Here is a 2,860-nt window from a genome sequence, read left to right as displayed (position 1 = left end):
CGACGGGCCCCTTTCAGAGTTCCTCACGGGCCGAGCGCAGCCGCGCCACCTCGGTCTCGAGTTCTACGAGGCGCCGATGGAGTGCCTGGATGGCGGCCATACACACCCCGTTCGCGTCGGCGACGGAGATCCGCCGGTCCGTGGATCCCAGCCCGAACGCCGCGGCGAAGTCCTGTGCCATCGGGCCCATATGACGCACCGACGGGTGATCGAACCCGTAGGTCCACACGCTGAGCGGCATCTCGGCCAGGCGTTGCAGGACCTCGTCGGCGCCTGCGGGCACGGACCGGCCGGTCTGGACCCCTCGCCGGTGACTGAGGGCCGAGTTCAGCCAGGCCAGCGGGTGCCGGGTCCGGGCGGAAAGACGCGCACGCGCTCGCCCCCGGCCGGTGTCCACCCACTGGCCAGGGGCGTCCTGCGCGCGCTCGGTGCTCGCTTTCATGGCTTCGGTCACCGAATCGCCTCGGTTCAGTCCGTGAGTTCTGTGACGTCGTGCTTGATGGTCGCGTCGCTGAGCAAGAGCCCGAGCCCGAGCCCGATCGCTCCGAGTCCGAGTCCGAGCCCGATACTGAGCGCCGCGCCGCCGAGTCCGATTACAAGTCCGAGCATGATTCCTCCTGATTGTCGTCTGGTGTCGGAAGTCGGCCGATGTGCCGAACTCCCTGTTGTGAACACCTACAACCCTGATTCATCGACGCGGGCGCCGAAACCAACCCAAGGGGTGGTGACGCCCACCCTTCCCGAAACCCGTGCGGCGGAACCCAACGACTGAAACAGCTGTGCCACAAGAGAGTTGATGGCTGTACCTTGGTCAGGGCGTCATCAGATCATCACCAGAAATCCTGTGCGTGAGCATGCTGGGGCGACCATCCCCGATTCTTGGCCCGGTCCCCGATCGGGACCGAATCCGGGGCGTGATGTGCGTCTGCCGCCCGCTGTTCGAATAGGCGGGCGCCGCGCCGGCGGGTCTGCCGGCCTGCACGTACGCGTTCATCACAACCACCTTTGACGCAGGTCTTTCACGATACGCCGAAGCCCCTGTGCGCGGTCAGCGGCGAGTTTCCCGATTCGACCCTCACGAAAAAGTATTCGACGTGGTCGAGGTGGGCGTCAAGGCGATCAAGGTTGTTCCTTACCTCAGCTATCGAGAATTCGATCTTGCTGCGCGCACCTCCGGAGGGCACGATGGAAACGTGCCCTGGGGTTGTCGTGGACCGAGCAACTGAGTCTCGCCTGATCTACTCGGACAGGGAAGGTCGACAGCACAAGCTGGACCTCTCCCCCGATAGCCCACGCCTGACCGTCGGGCGCTCACCCGATTCCGGGCTGCCGTTGACCGCCGACGAGGAGGTGTCGCGGCTGCACGCTGTCATCGAATGCGTTGGCAGCCACTGGACCGTCGTCGACGACGGCATGTCCCGCAACGGCACCTTCGTCAACGGCGAGCGGATCACCGGGCGCCGACGACTGCGTCAGGGCGACAGCATCAGGATCGGCGGAACCCTGTTGACCTACAACGAGTTCGGCGGCGCGGTCGACGACGCGACCATGGTCGCCGCGAACATGCCGAACGTGCGGTCGTTGACCGAGACGCAACGCGCGGTGCTGACGGGGCTGTGCAGGCCGTACAAGCACGGGGCGACGTTCGCCAATCCGGCGTCGAACCAGCAGATCGCTGCGGAACTGTTCCTCAGCGTCGATGCGATCAAGACGCACCTGCGGGCACTGTTCGCCAAGTTCGATGTCGAGGACCTCCCTCAGAACCAGAAACGGGTGCGGCTGGCCGAGCTGGCCATGCAGAGCGGCATCATCAACGAGCGCGACCTGTGATCAGCCGGCGTTGGCGAGGATGCCCTTGTCCGTCGAGGTAGCCGACCCGCCGTGACCTGCGCGGGCGACCAGCGCGGCCACCGCGTGCGCGACCTCGGCCGCGCGCTCCAGGATCACCGAGTGACCGGCCCCGCTGATGCGCACCAGCTCGGAGGCAGGCAGCCGGGACGCGATGGCTGCGGAGTGCTCGAACGGGGTCATCACGTCGGCGTCGCCGCACAGGACCAACGAGGGGATCCCCACCAGGGAGGACAGCGACTCCGACTCGTCGAAGCCGATCAGGGATTCCAGGAAGCTGGACATCGTGACCACCGAGGTGTCGTTGACCATCGCGGCCGCGAGCGCGACGACCCGCGAATCCACCTGGCGGTTGCCGCACCCGATCACCCGGACGATTCCGGCGCACAGCATGCGGCTGAGCTGCTTGGAGCCCTGCATCATCCGGGGCGCCCGGCGGACCGCCTTCCGGAAGGCGGACACGATCGGGGAATGGAGGAGCCGGCCGAGGCCGGCGTCCGTGAGCCCGTTGGCGGCCGATGCGATGAGCGCCATCCCGACGATTCGCGAGCCGATCGAGTCCGGGTACTGCCGCGCGTAGGCCAGGGCCGTCATGCCGCCCATCGAGTGGCCGATCAGCACTACGGGGCCCTCGGGGACCACCGTGCGGATGACTGCGTCCAGATCGTGTCCGAGCTGGTCGATCGTGTAGGTGTCGACGGGGCCGTGGCCGGAGTCGCCGTGCCCGCGGTGGTCGTAGAAGACCATGCGGACGTCGGCGCCCCAGGAGTAGGAGAGGTATTCGCGGAGGAAGGACCACGATTCCGTGCGCAGGCAGTGACCGTGCACGAACACCGCGGTGATGGGGGCGTCCACCCGGCCGTACTCCTGGACCGCGAGGGGGACGCCGTCGTCGGCGAGCACCGTGATGCGGCGACCGGCATGATCTCGTGCGCTCGGCGTGCTCAACATTGCGTCCTCCGTGCCTGGGTTCGTCCTGTTCCGCCCTCGTCTGCGGGTACTTACCAATCTG

Annotated in this window: 4 protein-coding genes; 1 reads left to right on the top strand and 3 read right to left on the bottom strand. The window is 67.0% G+C overall.

The window, feature by feature from the left end; genetic code table 11:
* Positions 1-13: 13 nt before the first annotated feature.
* Both JOE46_RS01855 and JOE46_RS01850 read right to left on the bottom strand, forming a co-directional pair.
* Positions 14-454, bottom strand: coding sequence for a tail fiber domain-containing protein (locus JOE46_RS01855; protein WP_257017317.1), 441 nt, complete (start codon positions 452-454; stop codon positions 14-16).
* A gap of 14 nt (positions 455-468) precedes the next feature.
* Entirely contained in the window at positions 469-609 is a 141-nt protein-coding gene (locus JOE46_RS01850) for a hypothetical protein (RefSeq protein ID WP_169310410.1), read from the bottom strand.
* A 576-nt stretch (positions 610-1,185) separates the two neighbouring features.
* Here JOE46_RS01850 and JOE46_RS01845 point away from each other — a divergent pair.
* Positions 1,186-1,830: an FHA domain-containing protein gene (locus tag JOE46_RS01845; RefSeq protein ID WP_097211113.1), complete on the top strand. Its 645-nt coding sequence runs from the start codon at positions 1,186-1,188 to the stop codon at positions 1,828-1,830.
* On the opposite strand, the gene JOE46_RS01840 is transcribed toward JOE46_RS01845, so the two are convergent.
* Entirely contained in the window at positions 1,831-2,799 is a 969-nt protein-coding gene (locus tag JOE46_RS01840; RefSeq protein WP_097211112.1) for an alpha/beta fold hydrolase, read from the bottom strand.
* Positions 2,800-2,860 lie beyond the last annotated feature (61 nt).

This window comes from Rhodococcus sp. PvR099 (assembly GCF_017833315.1).
GTDB lineage: Bacteria > Actinomycetota > Actinomycetes > Mycobacteriales > Mycobacteriaceae > Rhodococcus_G > Rhodococcus_G oryzae.
The sequence above is the reverse complement of the archived record's forward strand: the minus strand, read 5'-3'. Positions and strand labels throughout refer to the sequence as shown.

Bases quoted from the DNA above. Each gene is read 5' to 3' on its own strand.
- JOE46_RS01850 (WP_169310410.1), bottom strand. From the start codon at position 609: ATGCTCGGACTTGTAATCGGACTCGGCGGCGCGGCGCTCAGTATCGGG.
- JOE46_RS01845 (WP_097211113.1), top strand. From the start codon at position 1,186: ATGGAAACGTGCCCTGGGGTTGTCGTGGACCGAGCAACTGAGTCTCGC.
- JOE46_RS01840 (WP_097211112.1), bottom strand. From the start codon at position 2,799: ATGTTGAGCACGCCGAGCGCACGAGATCATGCCGGTCGCCGCATCACG.